Consider the following 22,906-nt stretch of genomic DNA (forward strand, 5'->3'; position numbering starts at 1 on the left):
TCACAACACGCAGCAGTTACGCTTGCGCCAAAGTAGAAAGCCCATGTCTTCACCAGTCACTGGGTAAGTCCTCGCGGCACCGGGCAGCAAAACCGAACCGCCGATCGGGGAACAGGCCTCGCGCCCCGACACCATTGGCGTCGGGTTGACTTGCTGCAGCCGGTACTGACTCTTTTTGAGGATCGGCATGACATACTTACCGCACAGCGCCTTCGAACCCATCGTTCCCCATGCAAGCGCTTGGCGGTGCATCTTGTAGACCATGCGCTCTGCCGCCAATCGTCCCGACTGGGTCATACCCACGCTCGCACCCACGTTCCCGTTGAGCGGATACATCGACCCCTGGCAGCCATCACACCAAAACAGTTCATTGAGCGGCAGATGTGCCGTCGCGGCCACGCAGTCGGCCGCGCAAGCCGCCTGAGCTAATGGATTTGCAAAGATCAACGCCTCCGGATTAATCAGCGTCGTCAAGGTGTCGTCCTGCCAAAGCGGATCGATCTCGGTCATGTAAGCGATGTCGAAGCTGGCCTGTTCGAAACACACGAAATCCGTCAGGATCTCCAGCCAATAAAGCAGTGGATAGACGTAGTAGTGGACATGATACTTCGCCGTGTCAGTCCCGCCGTTCGAGCCCACATTGGCGGCATATCCACTGCCCATGGTCAAACCCGGTGACAACTTGATCCCACCCAGGTTCGGAAAACAGAAAGGCTTCGTCGTCACATCAATCAGGCGTGCCGGCTCCCAAAAACCCATTGCGACGCCAATGCGCGGAATGGGTGATCCGCACAGGCAGATGGGCGAGCTCGGATTGCTGGTGTCCGCTCGCGAAGAAGGCCAAATTCGCAGACCGCCAACGGATAGCGGGAACATGCACCCCCAGCACACATCAGTGATCGGATTGACAAAGCTTCCTGAGCAACTGCCTGTCGGAACTTGCGCGCGCGCCGCCCCGGGGATGATCAGGAGCAGGCCGAGAATGGCTTGGACAATCCACCTAGGCATCGTCATCGCAGCCGTCCCCGGAGAACAAATAGGCGTCGTCCGCTGCATTTTTCGCTCGAGCCCAAAAGAGGCCCTGGACGAGCACGAAGGCGCCGAGACCGGCAAACAACGCAGCCGCACCTAATTTCGAAACCGATACCGCAAGCGGCCACAGCCAGGTCAGGATAGCGACAGCGACGAGCGCTCCTATGAGCCGGCGTCGCGCAGAGCGAAGTTGACGCGTTTCCGGCGCCGCCATCGGATACGGCATATGCTTTTCGATGAACTTCCTCATGACCCCTGCCCCGGCTTGAGTGCAACTTCACGCACGATGAGTAGCTTGCCCTTTTGCTCGACGAGCGCAGGCGTATGTTCGATGCCGAACTTACCGGTGAGCGTGCCAGCCTGGTCGAAGTAGAACCGGCGCTGCTTGGCCTTCATGAGATCAAACGGAGACCCGCTGACCATGATGATCTTTGCTGCGCGTTCATCGCCCTGTCCAAGGGCCCACGACACCTGGGCTTCGTCGTCACCATCAATGAACAATAGCTTTTCGGACATTGTAATCTTGTCGAGGGGATTGATCCGCTGACCAGCCACCGCGATCAGGTTGCCCTTGGCGTCCCTAATGTCGCTCTCTAGAGTGATGGTCGGATCATATTCCCAAGTACGGCTCTCCGTAGCCGCGACCATCCCGGCGACAGGCGTTGGCCGCATGACTTTTGCCTTCACCCGCTCAGCGAAACGTGCGTTCAACTCGTCCAGCTTTCCGCTGGCCTTCGCCGCTTCGAGCTTCGCCTTGATCACGTCGAGAAAATCTGGCTCGATGATCGGCCATGCCTCGCCCACTTGCCCATGATCCACGGCCATCGCCGCGTGGAGGCCCGGCAAGCCTGCACCGCCGATCGCACCAAAGAGAGCGACTGCCGCGAGTGACCGAATCCTCACAGCACCGGGCTCCCAACGCCAGCAATGCGGTCACGGCACACAAAGCCTATCTCCGCATATCGGCTATCAAACCCGTCCTTGTGACCACTTCCTGCATAGACGCACCCATCAGGAATGCGGCCAGTCGGCCCCGCGGCCAGCGGGTCTCCCTTAAGTGTGAATGGCTTGAGCCGAGCGACCTTGTGACCGTTCACCAGGACGTCGCGGCCAACGTGCTCGACAACGTCACCGGGAACCCCATACGCAATCTTGGCGAACGCCGGCGGAGGACTTCCGAAATACTTGAGGACCATTGGATCGCGGCCCGGGTTGAAGATCACATAGTCCCCCCGGTGCGGGAATTGTCCTGCGGAAACCAGAAAGGCCCAATTGGGAAGCGACCCGCTTTCATTGATCATGAAGGCGTGCGTCCGGCTCCAATGGGAGAGCGACTGGCCGGCTACAGCAAGAACACACAGCCCGCCGATCGCCGCCATCTTGGCCCGAAACGACAACCGAACCGGCCGCGCCTTATTGTCTATGACGATCGTCACCGTGACCTCCGTTGCTGGCCATGAAGGATTCCATGCCCTGCTGTACCGGCGTTATGGCGGCCACCTTGGGCATGGGCACCTGGGCATAGACCTCGCTCTTCACTTGCGCTGTGATGTCCGGGATATCGCCGCCGACGATCGCTTCGTTCACCAGCACGATGCGGCCATCCTGGCCTGCGGCAGCCACAGCCTTGTCGAGCACCGCCATGAATTGGGCCGTCTGCTGCGCGGCCGTGCGATCGTCGCTCCCAGACCGGGCTTGCGCCTGAAGATACTCGGCTATCACACCCTGGAGTTGAAGCTTAACGAACCTGTCTTTACCCATGCCGTCATCGAGGAGGCTCTTCGTCACCCAGGCGCCCCAGACAAGGCAAACGGCCAAGCCGACAACCAGAGCGGCATCTTTCAGCTTCAGTCCCCCGGAATTTTTTGGCCGCTTCGCTCCCCGAGCAGACGCGCTGGCCGACGATACAGGTGCGCTTCTATGCTTCGCAACCAGCCCGTCTTCGGGAGAGCTCGCAGATCCGGCGCCGAGCTGGACTGCCATCGCTGAGGCATCCCCCCGGGAAGCTTCATCCTCGATGGCGCACGATGCTCCAGCATCCGCAGCAACATCCCCCTCTCTACCGCCTAGCAGGTCTCCTTCCATATCGCCCGATTGCAATGATAGGACCCCTGCAAGACCTCGCTTAACTCGCTGTGTCATCGTCAAATTCCTTCAGGAGAATGTGCGCCAGTGATTGCCGGCGAAAAATGCCAGCGAGTGCGAACACGACTGCCAGCACCCACAGGAGAATTGCATCGAACTGATGCTGCCGGGCTGCATCGGCCGTGATGTAGCGCGACGACAGATTGGCCAGCTGATGCATGAAGCCTTCGAGCGAGAAATTCGCGACGGCACACAGCGCCATCGTGACTGCACCGACCGCCACCAAAGCGTTGACCGACACCCAACCGAGCAGCCTCAAGCCAGTGGCGAGAAACGATTGCGCGAACGCTTTAATGCTGGCCTGCGCGTTCGGGCGAGGAGCAGTTCTTGCGAACGCCATCACTCCGCTGCCTCCCGCAGGCCATCCTCGACGACATACCGGTTCGGAAATGCGACCATCTCGATCGCCTGCGCCATCGGATATCCGGCAGTGACATGGTCCTCGATCTTCGCGAAGACATCGGGACTTGAGGAGTAGAGCGAGGCGGAAAAGGCGTCGAGCACGAGGCGGCAAACCGTCTCGGTTTCCGGCCCGCGAACCAAAACGTCCGAATATTCGACGCCGTTGCGCTTCAGGGAACGCAAAAGCGCCTCTGTGTAATTCGACATCTCAAATCGATCGGACTTGCGGAAATCGGCGATGGTCTCCGATTTCTGCTGCAGGATCACGAACCAGTCGGAGTTCTCGAGGGCAGCGCGCGATCCGTCGGACTTGTAATAGTCATTGATAGACTGTGTCGCGGTGATCAATGACGCACCGTATTTGCGGCATGTGCGCGCATAGGTTTCAACGAAATCCGCCATGGCGCCGCCCTTCAGCATCTGCCAGGCTTCATCGATCATCAGCGCCTTGGGAATCGAGCGGCTCATGCGACGCATCGTCTGTGATGCAACGAACATGATCGACGTCAGTACTACGCCCCTTAATTCCTCGCGCGAGGCGAGATCGGAAAGCTCGAACACCGTCAGGTCAGCGGTCAGATCGAGATTGTTGTCGCCGACGAAGAAGCGGCCATATGTCCCTTGCTGCGAAAAGGGCAGCAGCGACGTCGCCAAGTCCCGCGCGTAGTGGTGCGCCTCTCCTTCGAGCGCGGTGATGATATGATCAACCGTGCCGTCCCGGTTGTGCTCGGTCCAGACCGTGTTGACGGCTCTGTCGATCAAGCCCCGCTCGGTATCATTCAGCCTGTTCTCGTTCCGCGCCATCTGGGCAATGATCGCCTTGAGCATCGCCATGCAGTCCACGAGGTAATCCTCATCCTGCTCAGCAACTTCTTGGTCGATCATCCGGAACGGATTGATGGAGATCCCCGACGAAAGCTTGAATTCGCTGAATGTGCCGCCCAACGCCTTTGCCATGTGCTCGAACGACCGTCCGTCGTCGATCACGATGACCTTTGCTCGCACACCGGCAAGACTTGCAGTCAGATCCTGCAGAAGCACGGACTTTCCCGAGCCGGACTTTCCCGCGATGGCCACGTTGTGGTTGCCCGCCTTGTTCTGGAATGGAGACCAGAACTGAGGCTGCCCCCGTCTACCGATGAAAAGCACATGCGGAATTTCGCCGCCGACATATTCACCCTGAAGCGGCGCAATCGCCGCCACGTTGGACGACAAGAGTGTGCGAAACCGCTTCATACGCTCCAAATCGGATTGCAAACCGTCAGCAATCATCAGCGGGAAGTGCGACATGAACGCGGGGAGCTGAATATGGGTCTCGTCGATGAGATCCCACCCGGCCGCCTTGTACATGCCCTTCACAAGCCGCTCGGCGGTTTCGGCCGTCCCACGCGGCGCAATGATACTGAGCGTATAGTATGTACGGATCAACTTCTCGCCCGATTTCACCCGGTCCTGGACCATGCGCCACTCGGCCGCCTGATCCTTGATCTTCGGAACCAGCTTGACGCCTTGCCCTTCCGACAGCGATTGCGTGCGCGCGAACTTGAACCCTGCCTTGGCCTCGGATGCCTCGACGCCCGGAATCACGCCGCAGACCGATTGAAGCGTAGGACATGGCAGGCAGAGCTTTGGGTTGAAGATATCGCCGATGGTCTTCTGGGTGTCCCATGGTGCCCAGCGATCGGGAAAATTGCGGATCGACATCGTTCGAACGTCAAACCGCTCCGGAACGAAATCGTCATACTCCGGCACGCCGTCAACGACATTCCCGGTAGGCCGCAAAGATTGCGCGTGGAGAAGCAACCGATCTTTCTCGACATGCGTCACAAGGTCGCGCCGGATGCACTGCTCGTTGATCGGATCGAAACGATTGTAGCCAGGCGCATCATCTCCCGCCCCTGTCGACGCGCACAGAATCTCGTCAAAAAAGCGGATAAGGTGCACAGGGCCCAGATGTCGCACCGGCACATTGATGGAATCGAGAGCCGAAACGACGCCTTCGCGCATCGTCAGCAGGTCCTCAACTTTCAGTCCGGAACCATCCGGCGCACCGACTGACAGCAACACGCGAAAGTTTCGCAAATTGAATGGCCCGTCACTCGCGAGACTCTTCCATGCCCCCGACCGCAGCTTATCCGCTCGATGACGTGCGAGCGTGCCGAATACTCCGCCCGCCTCGATCCGAGGCAACACCCATTCAGTAAGCTTCTCGGAAATGCGCGGACTGGCATAATTGACAATGCTAAACGCACACCCTGGCATGAGAACGTCGGAAAATATCGTACCGACCATCTCGGCTGTCCGCTCATCGCCGCCGATCAACGGCGCCAGTTCAAGCACGAAGCCTTTGGACCGAACCTGGTAGAAGAGCTGCCTTTCGTCGTCGTAAGAACGATATCCCAGGAAATTCGACAACATCGGGATCGATGCCGGCCGCATCGTCTGTTCCGGCTTTCGCCGATCGCCCAACATCAGTTCGGTCAAGTTTTCGATGATGCCCATCGAATTCACTCCTGCGCAGGGAACGATGCGGCCTGCCGGCGCGCGCGCTTGGCAAGCTTGGCATCGACCTCGGCCTTGATTTGATCGATGGCCTCCGGTCGCGCCTTTGGTGCAGCGTCACCGGCGGTGACGAGCGCGCTTTCCGGCTCGGTTGCCGGGCGAACCAAAGACAGCAGCGGCGGCGCGCTCTCAGCCGCCGCCAACAGGCCTCGCGAGTCCCCTCCCTCGCGGCCACGATTAGCCAGCTCGACGCTGCTAGCCGTCCGGCCCGGCAAACCGACCTCCGTTTTCACGACCGCGCGATCATGCGTGACGCCGGCCCCATCAGTGTAGGCCGGAAACACCACCGAAAGTTGATATCGCTGGTTGTCCTGCATCGGCGCGGATGACGCCGCCGCCTTCGCATCAGCCATGTGCGAACGATCCAAATTACCGTCATCGACTTTGTACGGCCCTGCCGGTGAGACGAAGCCGTCCGCACTTCCCGTGGCGATTTCAGCGAGCGCCTGATCGTCGATCGTCATCGACGGTGCGCACTGGCCGTCTGGCGCCGCGCATCGAAACGAGCCCTTGACGTTCGTCCCAAGCGACGTGCAGCCGGCGAGCGCGACAAGCGCAAGAACGGCCATACCGCCTTTGGCAGCGTAAGCTATCGCGGCCATCAGCTCGCTCCCTTCAACCATGTCTCGAGAAATTCGCGCGGCCTGAAGCCATGGACCACTGCTCCGTCGCTGCGGACGATGACCGGCGTCCCGGAGAATCCGTTCTTGCGAGCAAAAGCCTCATTTGCATCAAGGCCGCTTGTGTCGCACTTCCTCGCCTCCAGAGGCTCCTGCTCGTAAGCCTTCTGCAGAGCCTTCGCCCGATCGGTTGAACAGATCACCGCGTCTGAAATCGACCGTGTGCCCAGTACAGAAATTGGGCGTTCGACCACTTTGACGTTCATCGCCGCAAGCGTCTGGTGCAGACGGTTACAATACCCGCAGCGAAAATCGCTGAAGACCGTCACAGTGCGGCTGCCCGAACCCCATGTAATGGCGCCCGACGCCGGCAAGCCTGCAAGCGACACCTTCTCTGCGGGCGCAGCCACCTCCTTGGCTCCAGGTTGCGAAGAACTACCCGCGTCGGCATCCGGATCGCTCGCTCTCGCTGCCCCCCCAACGATCGTTTCCGGGCTGATTTCCAGTAGCCGCGCGGCGGTCAGATCCTGCCGGGTCTCCATGTCGTAGACTCGGCCGATGATAAGGAAGCGGCCGCCCCGGTCCGTATAAAATAGGTTCGACCCCGCCTGAATCTCGCACAATCCAGGAATCTTGCCGCAATCAACCGCCGCGATCTTCGTCTTGGGCAAACGCTCTGCAAGCGTCTTCAAAAGCGACGCATCGTCCCCGCTCATCGCGTAAACGGCGGAGCCTCCCGCCACTACGAGCAAAGCCACGCCCAAAAATTTCGCCAGCTTGTACATGATCCACCTCAGTTTCGAATGAAGGTGCCGTCAAGGAACACCACCTCGACATCGGCGCCGGTGGGCATCTCGATGACCGGCTGATACTGCTCGGCCCGCTCGATCAGATAATCGGATACGGTATCGCCGGCCTTCGACACCCCTTCACCAAGACCGCCCTTGACGATGTCGCCTGTTGAAAGCTGCTGGCGCTGGCCGTTGACACTGACGTTCGCGCCGCTGAAGATTGAGTTCGCGTTTGCGGAGAAGCCGCGGCCGAAGCCACCCGCGAGCCCGGCCAGGAACGCCTGACCAATGAGCCCCCCTTCACGACTGACAACGCGCCCTCGCAGCCCGACTTTCCCTCCAAAGGAGATAAAGCCCTTCACTTCCGAAACCGCGAAGCGCCCACCGGGCTGCGGGCAGGTCATGCGCTGCAGCTTCACATAGACCTTCTCCGAGGAAAGATCTCCGTAGGCAGCCCCATTGACCATGCAGCCTTGGACTTGCGTCCTGTAGAGTTTCCCGTCCGAGAAGACCGACCGCGCAGGCCCGGTGATCCGCAGCAGAACGGGCAGAGGATCGCTTTGGCTGTGAACGTTTGTTGCCGCGTCAACGCCGACGACGACTTTGGCCGTCGCTATCGAATTAGGCGGCAGGAAATTTGGGCTGTCTGTATATGTTGCCGCCTGTTTTCCGCCCGCTTCGATCCTCTTTGCGTCACCCGAAGGACCCGGACTGCCACCATCAAACGAAACCAGCTTCACCTCATTGCTGCGACCTGTACCCGCTTGAACGCCGGATACGCCCAGCGCACGCGCCGATGCGAGAGCACCAGGCGCCGATGCTGAAGGGGCCGACTTCTGCAGGCTGTCCAGTTGCCCCTTCAGCTGATCGTTCTCGCGCTGATAGGCCTCCAAGACCCGCGTCGCGTCCGCCTTCATTTGCTCGTTTTCCTGACGAAGGCTCTGCACTTCATCCTGGACCTGATCGACCCGCGTCGCGGTCTTATCGACGCCCCTCAGCTGATTCTCCTGCGAATTGAGCTGCTGGTCGTACATCGTCATCCAATCACGATCGGCCATCTGCCGGTTCATGATCGCGTCGGTCGACACCTGCGTCTTGGCGTCGCCTATCACATTCTTGGTCGACTTCGAGCCGCTCCCGCCCAGAATATAGTACATCGCCAAAAGGCCCACGACGGCAACGCCCCCGTAGAGGATGAGTTTTTGACGCCGCTCCGCCGATGCATTCTCGGAGATCAGCCCGGTATCTTCGACGGCGTCATACTCGCCGCCCCGTTGCCCCTCGACGTCCTTGGCCTTGCGCTTGAAAATGTCCATCATAGCTCTCCTGCAGGAACCACCACGTAGGCTCCTGTCGCTTGGCCGGGGGCCAACGATGGGTTGGAAATGCTCACCGCGACAGCGCCGCGTGAGGCGATCAGGTCTTCGCCCAAAAGCACGGGCTCGCTTCCCGTGTTCTCGATGCGCAGCACCTTGCCCGCCAGCAACAAGCCGTCGTATTCGCTGACGAGCTGCACTTTCAGATTACCGACATTGACAGGCGCATGCGGCCGATCGTGGATCTCGAAACCTTCGGCCGGCTTCTGCTCGAACATCGCGCGCACCAAGCCAACCGCCTGCTGGTCGAGTGGCAAGCCCGATTTCAGAGCCATCGCCTCCCGTTTGGGCTTGTTGATCTCCGCATTGGCGACGAACACCTGTTTGGCTTCGGCGCCGGATACGCTGCAAACAAACTTGTAAACGAAGCCCTTCTTCGTCGTCCCGAAGAACGACAACGACGTGCGAACGTAGCCTTCGGGAACCGACAAGTAGATGTCACCTCGGGTCGCTTCGTGAACGACTGAAAAGTCCTCATTGGGATTGCCGCTCGATACTTTCGAGACCGACGCGAATTCATCGTCCTTGAGCGAGATTCTCGTGAGGTCCTGCTTAGAGGCATCGCATTGCACGGTTCCATTGTCGGCGACGGAAACTGTCTGATCGGCGAGAGCCGGTGCCGAAGACAGCAAACCTAGCGCCAAGATCACTGCTCCTAAGGAGCGCTTTGCCAGGCAATCGAGTGACGAGAGCAGCGCCGCTCCCGCGACCAATTCGCATTGGCCCAAGACGTTCGTCATTCGGTTTCATCCTTCTTGAGAACAACGCCAAAACCGAGAAGCTTGAGGCTCAGACCCTCGTATTTCCATGTGAAGCGGAAGACGCGATTCTCGCTGCGAACATCGCGCGCAGCGACAACCGTATGCAGAACGCCGCCGACCTCGCTGGTCAGCGCTTCGGGATCGACCCGTATCCAGTCGATCGTCACGAACTGGGTGACTTGGGAGCCCTGCTGCTCCTCGACGATCTTCGCGAGTTCCGCCTTCAACGGCCCGCGAGCCTCTGGAGCGGTAATCTTGAGGATGGAATCCATCCAGTACTGCAACGTCTCCGGCGATCGATTTAGAGTGAGGAGTGCCGCGTCGCGCGTCACCGCTTCCAGGTAGTCCGCCGAAACGCCCGCGGACGAAATCGCCATTTCCTTGGGCACGACAGGCTGAAGAATGACCTCGCGATCACGTCGGCTCGCGAACGTCAGAAGCGCGAAACAAGAAAGCAAGAGTACGAGGCAAGCGATCGCCAGCAGATTTCGCTGCTTGAGTGCCCGCTGCGATTGCTCGTGTGCGAAAGCAAGATCCATATCAGCCCGCCATGACCCGAAGATGAGAGGGCGGGGCGACCTTCAGACCAAAGAAGCCGCCCGGCAGATGCCAGTAAGCGACATGCAGCACCCAGTGCATCGAGCGACCGGCTCGAAGTTTGCGATACCCCAGCCAGGCAGCCACTGACAGGGCGAGCCCGATGACGATGTGCTGGCTAAGAATCCCCCAGGTGAAAGGGATAACCATCACAAGGAATTCATCGAGCGTCCAAAAGCCAATAAGCTCCGGGTCGTCGAGATGCTTGGGAATGCTATACTGATCCATAAGACCGCCCCGAGGAGATTTCATGGGCCGCCGGAGACGTGCGGCCCATGAAATTGGTTCAGATGGTGGCGGTCACAGTCGACGTGACGATCGGCACGCCGGTGCCGGCGCCGACGCCGACCCCGACCGGAATCGCGACCTGACCGAGCGAGAAGCGACCCGAAGCCAGACCGACAACGCCGCCGGCGAGAGACAGCACCGTGATGATCTTGCCGCCCGAACCTTCGAGGAAGTCCGTGAACTTCGTCAGCGCCGTATCGAAGGTGCCGTCCGTGCCGGCGAACGCCATTTCCACACCGACCACCGACGCAAGCGCCACCAAGCCGGCCGCGACGGCAATATTCTTGCCAACATTGGCAGCTTCCACTTTGAGAGCATTCATGAAGAGTACCTTTCCGTGTAATCCTGCGCATCTGCGCGAACACACCACGGAACAGACCCGGCGCTCGATCAATAACGCCCCGTCCTTTTTGTAACCACTTCTTAAATGAAGGCGGTCTATTTGATGAAATCGGGCATGATTCGGCACCCTGCACGGTTGCTTGCGGCACCACCTGGAGTCACGCAGTCTCCACTCCGGGTTCTATTTGCCCCCACAAGGAACAATATGCGCCCTCGCCTGGCGCTTTTGTGCGCCTCACGAGGCGAACATAGGTCGACCTACGGATACTCCGACCCATCGTTCCATGCCGAACCACATCGTTCAGCGCTCGAAGCAAGGCGCTTATCTACCGCCAGTTCCAGTGCTACCAGCGGCTCGGGATAAGCAGGGGCCTCCAGATCCGTGAACAGCGATTCAAGAGTTACCGTCTATAAGATGCGGGTAAACGAAAGTGCATTTGCGATGACACTGAACGCGATTCGGCAATTAAGCCGCCGTCATCTAAGATATGAAACCCTGTCCGGCGTTATAAACTACACGATATCGACTGATATCGCCCCCCCTTTCGAAGCCATTGAAGAATTACGTCTTGGAGCACCCTTTGATGGTGATATCCAGATTTTCCTCAGGCTGCATGCCAACAAGAGAGATCAATTCGAACACTTTCGTAAGCGGCTTCAAGAACTTGTGGATTTTCCTGTTTCCGCCCGAGAAACGGTAATCTTTTGCTGCTTGCTCGTGACACTCTCTGATTGAGGGCTTGCCAAAATCCTCTGTTTCCTCCCATAACAGCAATGCAAGTGCATTGGCCGTATAGGAGTCAGTCCCATACGGCTCAATGAAACCACACTTTGGGGTATTCATATGGGCCAGTTGATTCGGATGGACGCCGACGAGCAGAGCGCCGAAACCAACCCACGATCCAGCGCAGGCTTTGGGTATGCAGTGATCATCAGAGAAGCGATGGCCAGCCAGAATGTCAGCCTGCGCGAATTGCAACGACGAGGCGTCGTGAACGACCGGCTACGACGACAACTCTTCGAGAAAATCGAGGCAGGCCTAATAAGCGTTACCGAACTGCAGCAGGTCTACGATTGCCTCGGCATTGATCCCCTAAGAGCGATGGTCGCCGTCCAAGTCCTCAATAATCCGCAGGCCTATTTCGATCCATGCTGCGAAACGATCGCTGCCTACACCGAAGAACTGGGAATCGCTCTAAACGAGCAGCTCTCTGCGGTCCGGGGTGATTTCAAACCGATACGCAGAAACCTCTGCCGATCCCACGCGCAGAAGATCACAGAACAAATCTGCGCTCACCACGCGCGGGTCGTAGAGCGAGAGGAAACTCCGATCGCCTGACACTGTGCATCGGCCCTGCCATTGTTCAGCCTCCCCGTCCCTAGGAACAGCCGCGTAACGTTCCTCTCCGAGAGGAGTACCCACATGGCGATCGACCGAAAGGCAACGCACAGACAGCGCATGCGGGACCGCGGCCTGAGGCCACTGGAAGTCTGGCTGCCCGCGAGCCTCATCAACAGCATCGACGAATTGAAAAGGGACGGCGTAAGCCGTGACGCTGTCATTACCAACGTCATCAATTCCTACCTTAATCGAGAAAGGCACCAGAACGACGATGTAGCAATTCAACGCAACCCAGAATGAAAAAGGGCTCGGTTGGCGCCGAGCCCTTTTCATAACCCGCTGGTGGGAAAAGCAGTCACTTTCTCCTTACCAGTCCAACCCTTTTGGCGCAACCGATTTTGCGCAGCGTTTTGCTGCGCTCCAACGGTACGCCAAGCCCGGCCGGGCGTATGCCCGACCTTCACTGGTCCACGAAGGAGGAGATAGCACAGACAAAAAAGACCCAGGCATGGCCCGGGCCCTTGGAAGGATGAGGCCTCCGCCTGAAAAGGCGGGCAGCGCCAAAAGTTCACGTCCGAAAATACGCCTCACCTTCGCATTCTACAAGATCTAACCCGCGCCTGCCGCGGAGTATGATCGCGTCTGTGCCGTCTCTCGCAACACGCGGGAGCGAACGAATGAGTATTGCCATATGTCCGGCCGGAATCGTGACGACCCACCAAACAAGTGCGTATCGCGGTCATTCCAGTGCGATCGGGGACTTAGTTAAACTCGCTGATCGGCTGCCTACCGAGATCCCGGAGTTGCTCACGCCGGCGGACAGATCTCGATGGGCGGCACTCGTGTATTCAAGTTTGAGGAACGCGGCTAACAACCTCGAAACCCCTAACAAACCACTTCGAGCACGACTGCTCTGTGCGCTGAATTACCTTGCGAAACGAGGTAGCGTGACCCATCCCATCACGCGAAACACCTGGGGTAAACTCTATGAGCTTTGCCTCATGTGCGCCCATGAACAGGACTGGTCAGCTCCAGCAGGTCCGGTAATGGGCGCAAGCAACAAAACACTCGAAGACCGCTGGAACATCCAGAACGCAAGGCGTGTGCTGCGCGAATTGGCGCGCTGGGGCATGATCATCCCCTTCTGCGCCAAGGGCAATGGGCATCGATCCTATCGTCGAACGGCAAGCGGGCCGATTGGATCTGGATGGTCATTGGCCCCCCTGCGCATCCTCGTGAAATCGATAGAGGACCTCGTTCAGACCGAGGAACATCTGAGGATGAAGAGAATCGAATTGCCTAGGCGAACCACAGACGCACTGCGGTCAGCCTCAACTCTCCTTCGCAGCGTAACCGACTGCTCGTGGGCGAACGAGGCAGAGCAAAAACTCGGAATGTTAAGGGCGCAAAGAGACCAGCTACGAAACGCTGACATAGCCGAGCTTCAGGCCATTTGCTCCGATGCTGAAGACTTCCTGCTCGAAGTAGAACAGCTACTGCAATCTGCGATCCGTTGCCCCGATTTTGCGGACGAGTCGTCCACTAGACCGGACGATACCGTCCACTACCAATACAACGATTCAACAAACCAAGGTGAAAGTAGCAGCTCGGCAGAAGAGGAGTACGCGCACGACGGCCGCTCCCTTCCCGCTTCAAGGTCTTTAGGGGATACCTCTAAACCGGGTTTCGAAGATCCCTACGGCATCATTCGAAGCGGATTTTCGTGGCGTGAGACTTCTTGGCTTTTTCCCTTCACGCACGATCTGATCAATCTGCGTCATGGTCCTACCCGGTCGACACCACACGAACTGGCGCGGCTCATAGGCGTGTCCAACAACATCGCCGATGCCTCCGTCGCCGCGCTAGGCATCGCCGCAACGACACTGTGCTTGCTCATCACAGGCCAGCTCGTGGCGGAGAGTAAGATTCACAAATCAGCCGATGCCTATATGCGCGGAATAGTCCGTAAAGCCGCCGACGGCGATTTAAACATCGGGCATACTGTATTTGCGCGCAGGAGAACTGCGGAACACAAGCCCTTGGTTGCTTGTTAATGATATTTGCGTGAGTTGGGACTACACTTCAAGCATGAACCAAGCAGCGCTCATAGCCTGGACGTCCCTTTACATCGCGGTTGGCTGCATGGCGCTTATTTGCGGTGCTCTTGCCGCGGTAGCCACGTTTCTCGACCTGTTTCAAGGAAAATGGCGCCCCTCTTTTGCCACCCGCCTCGACATTGCCCTCGCCTTGCCCAAGATATGGCTGCGATGGCAACGAAACTATCTGCTTGGTACACCCGTAATCGCCTTCATTGCGCTGTATTTTGCCTATCATGTCGGCTTCGACGTCTTTTGGAACATCGAACCTACGGGATAAACGAAGCAAGCATCACCGATCGAGTTGGCACGCGCGTTCCGACCGGTTCATCACCACGACCCTGCTGGTGCTGCTCGATAGACGCCAAAATCTTACGAACATAGGCCCTCGTCTCGCGAAATGGCGGGACACCGCCATATTTCTGCACGTTGGCAGGGCCGGCATTATAGGCGCTCAGCGCCAGTGCCCAATTTCCAAACGCATCGAGCTGCTGCCGCAGATATCTCGCCCCACCTTCGAGATTGTCCGAGACATTCCACCGATCGGCAACGCCGAGAAGCCGCGCGGTGCCTGGCATAAGCTGAGTTAAGCCGGTTGCACCCTTCGGACTTAACGCCGCCGGATTATAGCGACTTTCCTGGACGATGAGCGCATCAAACAAATCTACGGGTACGCCGGCGCTGCAGGCGGCCGTGACCATCCGTTCGAAAAATCTGGCTCGCCGTACCTGCTGCTCTGCCGTCAACCCCGGGTAGGCCCGATATTGGCGTTGACCACATTGGGTTTCGGAGAGCCGCGCTGGAAAATCCCCAGTTACCCCGGCTCCGCCGCCACGCATCCATGACGGTATATACACCAAGTCTCCCGCAGATGATCGACTCGGCAATTCATCATCACCAAATCCGAGAAACTCCGACTGAAGGTTCAGTCCCGCAGATGCGGACGGATCATTTTCACGTCGAACCTCCGCCGCCGGCGTGTTGCCCGGCTGCAGCAATTGAAAGCCAACCGGTTGCCCTGAGAATGTCTGAACATCGGCTTCGCGAGCCTGGGCAGACCCTAGCCACCCCAAAGCACACGCCAGGGCCGTCATAATCGTCAACGTCTTCACATCAGACCTCGTTTCCAAAGCCTGGCTGTGGGTATCGCCGCGATGGCCTACACCCCCTCCGAACTGACATCAATCCGGTTTGTTCGCTGCGAGCCTTTGAGAACACGAGCGGTTGATGTCGCGGCTTTGCAAAATCGGGCTATTTTGAACAGCAGTTTGACATTTGACGCTGAATACTGGCATGAATATCAAAGTTGTTCGAAATTCTCGAATCAGGCCGGAGTGGTTCATCCATGCCATCGTATACCGTCAAAACACTTCGCGCTCTGACTCGCTCGTGCGAGGACATGCGCGACCGAGTCAAACAGATCGCATTCGAACCCGAAAATACCAAAGTGCTCAACCTTACGTTCGGTCCTGGCATTGCCGCCGAACTGGTCGGGCGTTCTGTTGAAGCTATCCGGCAAGCCGAAAAAGACGGTCGCCTGCCGCAGCCCAAGCAGCTGGGGAACGCTCGTCGATATTATACAATCGATGACCTCACACATATCCGAAAGGTGTTCGGCATCGAAGTCGGTAAAGCGTCCGATGAAGATGCTGTCGTCGTTGCAGTTCAGAATTTCAAAGGCGGCGTTGGCAAGAGCACCATCACCAAGCACTTTGCAGACTATCTAGCACTGCATGGCTATCGTGTTCTTGTGGTAGACTGCGATCCTCAAGCATCCACGACCACAATGTTCGACATCCAACCCGAATCGCTCCTCGACGACGAATGTACTCTAGGCGAATTTTTATCGCCTCGTAGTACCTTCGATGAATTCCCGAAGGCAATTCACGACACCGCTTGGCCGACGACCAAAATTGTCCCTTCCAGTCTTGGCCTGCAGGACGCTGAATGGGATCTCACTTCGACACTTACCGAAGGAAGCCAAGCTGTTCGAGAGAGCCTTCAACGGCTCAGGATCGGCCTGCAGACGGTCATCAAAGATTTCGACGTCATCCTACTCGATCCTCCGCCAGCCATGGGCTTTTTGGGCCTCAACGTAATGGCAGCTGCCTCGGGCATCCTTATTCCAGTGCCTGCCCGCCAACTCGATTACCTCTCGACCATACACTTCATGGAAACGATCGCTGAAAATCTCGAGATCCTGGATTCCCACGGAACGCCAGTCGACTACGGTTTCATTCGAATTGTGTGCTCCGCCTTCAACCCTGGCAAGCCGGGCGAACACGAAATGCTGCAGATGATGCAAGCGACCTACGCCAATTTTCTCCTGAGCCAGCCCATTCTGTCATCAGAAGAAATAAAGAACGCTACGCAAGCATTCCGCTCGATCTACGAAAGCAAGCCATCGGCTGCCACTGCGACATATCAGCGTTGCCGCGACAACCTTGATTCGGTCTTTGGCGAGGTTCTGCAACAAATTCGCCAACAATGGCCCTCTAAGAATCTTGCGATGCAACGAACGACGGACGATTCCGGGAGTATTGCAGCATGAGCCGTCCCCGCCGTCGATCAATTATCGGTGAGGCTTTGGCCTCCACTCCGGAAGCGGCCACCGATCAAAGCGAACCAGCGGCCCCCACAGCGCCGGAGCAACGAACCACGTTTACCGCGAAGCGTCTTGACGCATTCAGCGAAGCATCGCGCATGGTCAAGCGGCCCACCATCAAGCTCAAGCCCGCGGAATGCTCGATCTGGCCGGGCAACGCCCGCGACTATCAAGAACTGTCCGAAGACCGCCTACGAACCCTGATCGAATCCATTCAAGCCGAGAACGGAAACAAGATCCCCGTAGTCGTTCGACGTACCCCAAAAGCCCCCCTGCCCTATGAATTGATCATCGGCACCCGGCGACATTGGGCAGTTTCCTGGCTCAACGCCAACCACTACCCCGATATCGATCTTGTCGGCATCATCGATGATCTCGACGATGAAGCTGCATTTCGTCTCGCTGACATTGAGAACCGCGAACGCGAAGATATCTCCGACCTCGAGCGCGGACGAAATTACAAATTCGCTGTCGATACGTACTATGGCGGCGTCCAGACCCGCATGGCCGAGCGTATCAAAGTCTCAAAATCGATGCTGGCCCGCTACATCAGCCTGACCGAAATCCCCAGCATCATCGTATCCGCCTTCAATTCGCCGATGGACCTGCAAGTCCGTCATGCTGACAAGATCCTTCCTGCTCTTCGCGATCCAACCAAACGCCACAAGATGGAAGAAGCAGCTAAGGCCATTGCCGCAGAGCAAAGTTTCCGTCAGTCCGGTGACGAAGAGCCCATTGCAGGCAGCGCCGTCGTCGATCGACTTATTAAAGCTACGGCCAACCGCCCAAGAGGCAACACAAAAACCGTCATCCAGTCGGGCGACGTCGCAATCGGCCAGGTCGACCGTGATCGCTCAACCGGCCTTACGATTACGCTCAAGCCAAGCACCCTGTCCGCGGATGAAATTCTCGACGCAATCAAGCCGCTGATCGAACAGTCGAAAATTTTCCAATTACCGCCGCCCTCGTAGCGCCTCGACATTGACGGCATTCCCGGCACCGCTTGTCGACATTTTGAACGCCAAAATTGCACGGTTTCGTCTTGATTTTCATATACATACGTTGAATTTCCCACGCGTGGGAAACGCCGCTCCTCAGATAGGTTCACGCAGTGTCAAACAAGAACACAACCACGATCATAGACGGGAGGCCCGTCCAGTTCGAAATGTTCTTCACGCTGCCCGATTTCAGCGACATATCCCTTCGCGACTATCAGGAGACAATGCAGCGACCCTTCTTCAGCCTCTCCAAGAGGAAGCGGCTAAAGCCTATCGACTACGTCAGCCCCGACAAATCCGTTCGCGTCAACGTCTCGGCCAATCCTCAATACGGCATGGCAACGATCTGGGACGCGGACATCATGATCTACCTCGCCTCGCACCTTAATGAGCTGCGCGAGCGAGGGGAAAACGACCTCTCCCCTTCGATCCGCATCCAACCTGGCGACCTCCTCAAGCGTATCTGCTGGGGTGTGAGCGGCCGTGCCTATGAACGCCTGGTTGCGGCATTGGACCGCCTTCAAGCCACGACCATCAAGACGAACATCCGCGCGAACTCAAAGACCCGCGAAACGACATTCTCCTGGATCGACAGCTATACCCATCTTGTTGACGAGCGCACGCAACGCTCGCTCGGGATGGAAATCACGCTGTCCAAATGGTTCTTTGATGGCATTATGGACCAACGCAACATCCTCGCCATCTCTCCTCTCTACTTCGAGATCACCAGCGGTCTTGGCAAGTGGCTCTATCGCGCGAGCCGAAAACACGCCGGCGGCAACGGAGCAAACGGCTTCACGATCGGATTTGAAACACTCCATCAAAAGAGCGGCAGCGAAAGTTCGCTGCCCTCCTTCAAAAACAAGATTATCGAGCTCGCCAGAGCGAACAGCCTTCCAGACATTAGCCTTGAGGTCATCGATCCCGACACCGCAAGGCCAAAACTCAAGATGGTAATGCGCAAGTTCCTCAAGGAGGAGCCGCCATGTGATGATCAAGAGCCCCCTGCCCTGCGCTCCGCTTCCCGGGCCATTGAACCCGAGCGCACCGCCGTCTCGCGTCCTGCACAACAACGTACTTCAGATGCACCCGATAATGAATTTGTGAGTGTCGAAGCCGCTCGAAACGTGATTGCCAACGTAGCCGACCTGCTGAAGGCAAACGACCTCGAAACTCCTGCAGGAGCGGCCTCTAGCGAACCGTCGGGCCAAAGGAAACGCAGCGCCACCACCCGAGCAGAGCGAATACTCGATCCAGGCGTATACCACGCCATAAGAACCGAGTGCCCTGGCTGGGACCTCGACGTTATGATGAAAACCTTCGACGCGTTTCTCAACGCAAATCCCGAGGAATTGCCGCACAACTACTCGAAGCGCTTTCTAGGGTTCATGCGCAAGCATCACGAGCGCAACAAATATCAACTTCGACAAGGTTAAACGTCTCGCGCCTCTCGCCCTGCACACGAGACCGCTGCCCTCATCCTCTGCCCTCCCGGGCCCCTCCCCACGCAAATGCCTGGCCCACGATCGCGCCGACGTGTTTTCAGGAATCGGACAATTCATCGATCCGCCCGCGCCTACCTTTGCAACGCCGTCGAAGGTAGACAGTGTGTTAGGCCCCCTTCCCTGCCTAATTCAAAGGTACGGAGCCATCACTCGAACGTGGAATAGATCGCCAAAATGCGCGCGATTGAGGCGCTTATGCCTCCTCTCGCGCGTTCACACCGCGATTCATGTCAACAACCACGCCAACCCGACATGAACCGCCGAGAATCGAGAAGATCGACCTTCCCGAAAACACGATACGACGTTTGACACACGTTCCCGAAAACACGTTCCTCAAGCCTTCGCAGATGCCAGACACCCCATACATCCGCCGCAATTCCAACATCATAAGCCATCATGCTCGCGACATCCGGCTGAGTTATCCACACCGCGCCCTTGGCCAACGTACTTTCAGATGCGGATCGACGTGTTTTCAAATCAGCCGCAACGTACTTTCAGATCGAATCCGACGTGTTTTCAGAATCTGTCCACAACCAGCGACTCGCCGGTTTTCTGGACAAGTTCTGCGCTGGGAAATGCCGCTAACTCTTTAACTTCACCCTTAACACCACTAACGCGCATTCCGCCTGCGGCGGGATCTTCGATATGAGATCAGGAAAGGAGATTCTCCTACCTGCAGCACATCAACGCATTGTTAGGGCAGGGCAGGAGGCTCCTGCAAACAATCACCTCCCCAGCATTTCATCAACCTCCTCAGCCCTCAACCATTCGAGCCTTGGACAGTACCGCTTTCCTTGATATGAGAACATACTTGGAACGGCTTGCATTTCCCGGGATCGGAAACCGTGTGGATCGTACCTCGTGACACCAATGGCCTCAAAAGCCGGACTGCTATACCGGAGGCCTTACGCAGCGCCCTGGTGCGCTGGTACGTTGGAAGCGGTTCCGACGCCGATCATCGAGCGGCTGTTTCTCTCGTCGTCACCGCTCGAGAAAACGCTCAATGGATCGCCTGCGACTGTTTGAGCCACGAGCAGCCACCTCCGCTCATCAGCCCGGCATATCTGTCGGAAGCTGAAACCTATTACCTCCGCCGTCTCACCGGCAGACCGCATCACCATCGTCGCTGCCCTCTCTATCTCCCCCCTTCACCTGACAGGATTCGCGAACGCCCAAACGACAGCCTTTTTGAGATCGAATATCCCAAAGGACTCTTCTCAGCCCACAAAGAGGCGCCTGAAAAACTAGCCCAGAAGCCGCTTGAGGATGATCCTGACGATCGCAGTCGCGGAGTTGCCATACCACGTCTGGGTCGCTTGATGTGGATGCTTCTGGAGGCGGGACACACAAATGTCTTGCCCCCGCTTCCTCCGCACGGATCACCTAATCACGGGTTGAACCATGAATTCGCTCGTCTTCATGCCGCGGCCGAACGTTTTGAAATCGCGCCCCACGTCAAATTATCGGATCATCTCTATTTCAACGTGAAGCAATGGGAATCCCGTCGGGTACAAGCACGATTGCGCGAAGCGGAACGCGCCTGGCCCGAAGGACATGCACCACAGGCATTTCTCGTCCTTGAGGCTCATGCCATTTCAGGCACGACCATTCACACGGGGTTGGGCGACCTCGATATTCGAAATCGCATACAGCACACCGGCATCATTCGCGCCAAGGTCGAACCACCCTTCATCGCTTTGGTCGTAATCGGCGAACACAATCCGCGTGAGGGATACCTGCCGTTACGGGCCTACGCGCAGCCAGTGTTCAAGGGAAACAGGTTCATACCCGTCGACCGGCATAGTGATCGCGTTCTCCTTGAAACGCTCACCACGCTTCAATACAAGATGCGCCGCAAACGTGTCGAACTAGCCGTCAAAAAACCGCTATTCGACGTCGTCACGCATGCCGGGATGGTAAGACCAGACGCGATCGTGGCATTTCTCGATCACAGGACAGGGCTCGAGGCTGACTTTGCGATCCAGCTCCTCAGGGAGCGAAGCCCACAATACCTTGAAATGAAAGCCCTTGAACGCAAACGTTTCGAGGAGTTTCACCGGACTATGACATTGGATGTCCGTGATCTCGAAAATGGCGATGTCATGGCATCACTAGAACAGATGATAGATGATGCTTAAAATGAAGCCCCGTCACTCGTGAGAGAAACAGGGCTCCCCCATGTGGATGTTGGGTGATAGCCTTGGAGACACCTCTATAGCAACACCCCTGTAATTAAATATTATTAACCAATCTTATCCCCAAATACTCAAAATATATAAAATATGGCTCAATGCATAAATATAGTATTCACGAGAAATTTTCTAGAATTAGATGTACTACGCCGGTTTGGCAGCAGTACCACGCTGCAACAGCTTTTGAGGGAAGCGAGGAAAGGGAAGGGCGTAATTTGAGGAGAAGATCCCGTGACGCACAACCCGACATCGGAAACCCTGGATATTGTCAAACGTCTCGGCGGCCAATGGCACGGCCATTACGCCTTGTGCAGATGCCCCGCGCATAATGACCGGAAGCCCAGCCTCAGCATCAAGCAGGGCCGCCGGTCCATCCTCGTCCACTGCTTTGCCGGCTGTTCCGGGCAAGCAGTCATGTCATCGATCCGCCGCGTCCTCGGGCGATCGGTAGAGGACCAGAATCCAACGGTCGCTCCACACCGCTTACCCAATACCTCATTTAGGCAGATCTGGGAGCAAGCCGGGCCGATCAGTGGAACACTCGCCGAGCGTTACCTGAAGGAGATCCGGGGCATCACGTTCATCCCCAAAGACGTCCGTTTTCATCCGCGTTGCCCAAAGGGGAAGGGGAGGGACGTCCAATACCTCCCGGCACTCATCGTAGGCGTTTTCAGGTTAGGCCAACTTTGCGCAATCCAGCGTCAGTTTCTCGATCCCACTACTGCTGAGCGGACCGCACGAATGATGCTGGGCAATTCCCGAGGCGGTATCTGGCCAAGCTATCATCCCGGTACGAAACTCCATCTTGCGGAAGGTTTCGAGACGGCCTGCGCTTTCCAACAGATCAAAGCGCTGCCTGGCGCCACATGTTTTGGCGAGCGCAACTTTAGTATCGTCACGCCTCCAAGCCACATCAAGGGTATCACACTGCTCCCGGACAATCAGGCCCAAGCCATCTCCCTGGCCAACACGGCAATTGCGGAACGCAGCACCGAAGATGTCCCCATCGACATGCTTCCATGCCCCGATGGGTTCAACGATTGGGCCGACATCATCGCGCCGAAACGACCCTAACGATCATTGCCCGCGGTCACGTATCCTCGCAGCCGCGTACATCCGACAACACAAAATCGGCATCCGCACAGAACAATCGCTCGCCGGCCTACGGCAGGCGAACATCCCTGGTTCCTAGCCGACCCAAATCGTTCAACACGCATCGAAAGCAAAAGAGGAGAGGGGGGAGTGTGGGGTG

General features: G+C 57.4%; 25 protein-coding genes. 10 read left to right on the forward strand and 15 right to left on the reverse strand.

Annotated features, from left to right (window positions below; all coding sequences use genetic code 11):
• The 14 genes from traU to B2G71_RS19390 all read right to left on the reverse strand — a co-directional run bounded on the left by traU (nucleotide 1) and on the right by B2G71_RS19390 (nucleotide 10,896).
• The gene (gene traU, locus B2G71_RS19325; protein ID WP_098108396.1) at nucleotides 1–1,008 is read right to left on the reverse strand and encodes a conjugal transfer pilus assembly protein TraU; all 1,008 of its coding nucleotides are present in this window, start codon (nucleotides 1,006–1,008) and stop codon (nucleotides 1–3) included.
• Entirely contained in the window at nucleotides 1,001–1,282 is a 282-nt protein-coding gene (locus B2G71_RS19330) for a hypothetical protein (RefSeq protein ID WP_098108353.1), read from the reverse strand. The genes traU and B2G71_RS19330 overlap by 8 nt, the downstream gene beginning before the upstream one ends.
• Entirely contained in the window at nucleotides 1,279–1,935 is a 657-nt protein-coding gene (traW, locus tag B2G71_RS19335) for a type-F conjugative transfer system protein TraW (RefSeq protein ID WP_240530239.1), read from the reverse strand. Before traW ends, B2G71_RS19330 begins: the two co-directional genes overlap by 4 nt.
• Nucleotides 1,932–2,468: a S26 family signal peptidase gene (locus B2G71_RS19340; RefSeq protein WP_229710484.1), complete on the reverse strand. Its 537-nt coding sequence runs from the start codon at nucleotides 2,466–2,468 to the stop codon at nucleotides 1,932–1,934. The genes traW and B2G71_RS19340 overlap by 4 nt, the downstream gene beginning before the upstream one ends.
• Nucleotides 2,446–3,015, reverse strand: a complete 570-nt coding sequence (locus B2G71_RS19345) for a TrbI F-type domain-containing protein (RefSeq protein WP_098108399.1) — start codon at nucleotides 3,013–3,015, stop codon at nucleotides 2,446–2,448. Before B2G71_RS19345 ends, B2G71_RS19340 begins: the two co-directional genes overlap by 23 nt.
• A 142-nt stretch (nucleotides 3,016–3,157) precedes the next feature.
• Complete coding sequence (locus B2G71_RS19350; RefSeq protein ID WP_141521628.1) at nucleotides 3,158–3,517, reverse strand: hypothetical protein; 360 nt, start codon at nucleotides 3,515–3,517, stop codon at nucleotides 3,158–3,160.
• Nucleotides 3,517–6,081, reverse strand: a complete 2,565-nt coding sequence (gene traC / locus B2G71_RS19355) for a type IV secretion system protein TraC (protein WP_098108400.1) — start codon at nucleotides 6,079–6,081, stop codon at nucleotides 3,517–3,519. Before traC ends, B2G71_RS19350 begins: the two co-directional genes overlap by 1 nt.
• A gap of 5 nt (nucleotides 6,082–6,086) precedes the next feature.
• Nucleotides 6,087–6,743, reverse strand: coding sequence for a hypothetical protein (locus tag B2G71_RS19360; protein ID WP_141521629.1), 657 nt, complete (start codon nucleotides 6,741–6,743; stop codon nucleotides 6,087–6,089).
• Nucleotides 6,743–7,546 carry a DsbC family protein gene (locus tag B2G71_RS19365; protein WP_098108356.1) on the reverse strand — a complete coding sequence of 268 codons (804 nt, stop codon included), beginning with the start codon at nucleotides 7,544–7,546 and terminating at the stop codon, nucleotides 6,743–6,745. The genes B2G71_RS19360 and B2G71_RS19365 overlap by 1 nt, the downstream gene beginning before the upstream one ends.
• A gap of 8 nt (nucleotides 7,547–7,554) precedes the next feature.
• Entirely contained in the window at nucleotides 7,555–8,868 is a 1,314-nt protein-coding gene (locus B2G71_RS19370) for a TrbI/VirB10 family protein (RefSeq protein ID WP_098108357.1), read from the reverse strand.
• Entirely contained in the window at nucleotides 8,868–9,668 is an 801-nt protein-coding gene (locus B2G71_RS19375) for a type-F conjugative transfer system secretin TraK (protein WP_098108358.1), read from the reverse strand. Before B2G71_RS19375 ends, B2G71_RS19370 begins: the two co-directional genes overlap by 1 nt.
• Entirely contained in the window at nucleotides 9,665–10,228 is a 564-nt protein-coding gene (locus B2G71_RS19380) for a type IV conjugative transfer system protein TraE (protein WP_098108359.1), read from the reverse strand. Before B2G71_RS19380 ends, B2G71_RS19375 begins: the two co-directional genes overlap by 4 nt.
• A 1-nt stretch (nucleotide 10,229) precedes the next feature.
• Nucleotides 10,230–10,514: a type IV conjugative transfer system protein TraL gene (gene traL / locus B2G71_RS19385; RefSeq protein WP_098108360.1), complete on the reverse strand. Its 285-nt coding sequence runs from the start codon at nucleotides 10,512–10,514 to the stop codon at nucleotides 10,230–10,232.
• A 58-nt stretch (nucleotides 10,515–10,572) separates the two neighbouring features.
• Complete coding sequence (locus B2G71_RS19390) at nucleotides 10,573–10,896, reverse strand: hypothetical protein (RefSeq protein ID WP_098108361.1); 324 nt, start codon at nucleotides 10,894–10,896, stop codon at nucleotides 10,573–10,575.
• A gap of 402 nt (nucleotides 10,897–11,298) precedes the next feature.
• On the opposite strand from B2G71_RS19390, the gene B2G71_RS23840 reads away from it, so the two are divergent.
• From B2G71_RS23840 to B2G71_RS19415, 5 genes are all read left to right on the forward strand, one after another.
• Complete coding sequence (locus tag B2G71_RS23840; RefSeq protein WP_141521630.1) at nucleotides 11,299–11,652, forward strand: hypothetical protein; 354 nt, start codon at nucleotides 11,299–11,301, stop codon at nucleotides 11,650–11,652.
• Nucleotides 11,653–11,760: 108 nt separating this feature from the next.
• Complete coding sequence (locus B2G71_RS19400; protein WP_098108363.1) at nucleotides 11,761–12,255, forward strand: hypothetical protein; 495 nt, start codon at nucleotides 11,761–11,763, stop codon at nucleotides 12,253–12,255.
• Nucleotides 12,256–12,339: 84 nt separating this feature from the next.
• Nucleotides 12,340–12,558 (forward strand): antitoxin MazE-like protein, encoded by a 219-nt coding sequence (locus B2G71_RS19405; RefSeq protein ID WP_141521631.1) that lies wholly within the window; start codon nucleotides 12,340–12,342, stop codon nucleotides 12,556–12,558.
• Nucleotides 12,559–13,205: 647 nt separating this feature from the next.
• The gene (locus B2G71_RS19410; protein WP_168176417.1) at nucleotides 13,206–14,312 is read left to right on the forward strand and encodes a helix-turn-helix domain-containing protein; all 1,107 of its coding nucleotides are present in this window, start codon (nucleotides 13,206–13,208) and stop codon (nucleotides 14,310–14,312) included.
• Nucleotides 14,313–14,322: 10 nt separating this feature from the next.
• Entirely contained in the window at nucleotides 14,323–14,634 is a 312-nt protein-coding gene (locus B2G71_RS19415) for a hypothetical protein (protein ID WP_141521632.1), read from the forward strand.
• Here B2G71_RS19415 and B2G71_RS24575 read toward each other — a convergent pair.
• A complete protein-coding gene (locus tag B2G71_RS24575; protein ID WP_229710486.1) occupies nucleotides 14,624–15,466 on the reverse strand; it encodes a lytic transglycosylase domain-containing protein in 843 nt (280 codons plus the stop codon). The two genes, B2G71_RS19415 and B2G71_RS24575, sit on opposite strands and share 11 nt — an antisense overlap.
• A 194-nt stretch (nucleotides 15,467–15,660) precedes the next feature.
• Here B2G71_RS24575 and B2G71_RS19425 point away from each other — a divergent pair, with 194 nt between their 5' ends.
• The 5 genes from B2G71_RS19425 to B2G71_RS19445 all read left to right on the forward strand — a co-directional run bounded on the left by B2G71_RS19425 (nucleotide 15,661) and on the right by B2G71_RS19445 (nucleotide 22,728).
• The gene (locus B2G71_RS19425) at nucleotides 15,661–16,905 is read left to right on the forward strand and encodes an AAA family ATPase (protein ID WP_346426948.1); all 1,245 of its coding nucleotides are present in this window, start codon (nucleotides 15,661–15,663) and stop codon (nucleotides 16,903–16,905) included.
• Nucleotides 16,902–17,930: a ParB/RepB/Spo0J family partition protein gene (locus B2G71_RS19430; RefSeq protein ID WP_098108369.1), complete on the forward strand. Its 1,029-nt coding sequence runs from the start codon at nucleotides 16,902–16,904 to the stop codon at nucleotides 17,928–17,930. The genes B2G71_RS19425 and B2G71_RS19430 overlap by 4 nt, the downstream gene beginning before the upstream one ends.
• A gap of 194 nt (nucleotides 17,931–18,124) precedes the next feature.
• Nucleotides 18,125–19,393, forward strand: a complete 1,269-nt coding sequence (locus B2G71_RS19435) for a replication initiator protein A (protein ID WP_098108401.1) — start codon at nucleotides 18,125–18,127, stop codon at nucleotides 19,391–19,393.
• Nucleotides 19,394–20,307: 914 nt separating this feature from the next.
• Nucleotides 20,308–21,600 (forward strand): hypothetical protein, encoded by a 1,293-nt coding sequence (locus B2G71_RS19440; RefSeq protein WP_098108370.1) that lies wholly within the window; start codon nucleotides 20,308–20,310, stop codon nucleotides 21,598–21,600.
• 285 nt (nucleotides 21,601–21,885) lie between these two features.
• Nucleotides 21,886–22,728, forward strand: a complete 843-nt coding sequence (locus tag B2G71_RS19445) for a hypothetical protein (RefSeq protein ID WP_098108371.1) — start codon at nucleotides 21,886–21,888, stop codon at nucleotides 22,726–22,728.
• The last annotated feature ends 178 nt before the right edge of the window (nucleotides 22,729–22,906 follow it).

It is taken from the genome of Novosphingobium sp. PC22D, from assembly GCF_002556635.1.
GTDB lineage: Bacteria > Pseudomonadota > Alphaproteobacteria > Sphingomonadales > Sphingomonadaceae > Novosphingobium.